General features: G+C 52.3%; 1 protein-coding gene. It reads right to left on the bottom strand.

Annotated features, from left to right (window positions below; all coding sequences use genetic code 11):
* Positions 1–690, bottom strand: a 690-nt coding sequence (locus ACFQEU_RS17170) for an aminotransferase-like domain-containing protein (protein WP_379784120.1), incomplete at both ends; no start/stop codon positions are given.

Genomic DNA, 690 nt, shown 5'->3' with positions numbered 1-690 from the left:
GCTGCCGTGCGCTGATTATTGGCGGCGGGAAAACGCGACATCAAACGCCGCTGCTCGCGCACCGCGCGAATCAGTTCGGGCGAGGCAATCATAAAACCTAAACGCAATCCTGCCGATAACGTTTTCGACAAACTCCCCAAATAGATGACACGGCCATCGACATCTAAGCTTTTTATTGCCGCGTGTGGGTTGCCCAGAAAATTGGTTTCACTATCGAAATCATCCTCGATAATCACTTGATCAAATTGACTCGCCTGCGCCAACAGTTCAACCCGTCGCTCTGAGCTAAGGGTAACAGTGGTGGGCACTTGATGGCTTGGCGTCACATAAACATATTGAGCGCTGCCATCATTTCTTTCGGTCTGCACACCGTGATGATCAACAGGAATAAACTGTATCCTTGCCCCTTGGCGCTGCACCAAACTGCGAAAATCTGGGTAGCCAGGCTCTTCCACCGCCACGGTTGTGTCGCCACTAAATAAAAGTTGCGATAACAGCGACAGACCTTGCTGCGCCCCATTGGTAATAAGTATTTCATCGGAGCGGGCGGAAATACCGCGGCGCGGTAATATTTTCGTTCTAATCTGCTCAATTAAGAGTGGGTCATCGGCATCGCCGCGCGCTTTAGACCAATCGTGAATTTCCCGCACCCCCAAGGAAAGCCGGCTAGCCTCACGCCACTCGGCCACC

It is taken from the genome of Halorubrum tibetense, assembly GCF_042661865.1.
Taxonomy (GTDB): domain Archaea; phylum Halobacteriota; class Halobacteria; order Halobacteriales; family Haloferacaceae; genus Halorubrum; species Halorubrum tibetense.
This window is presented reverse-complemented; position numbering and strand designations above follow the sequence as displayed.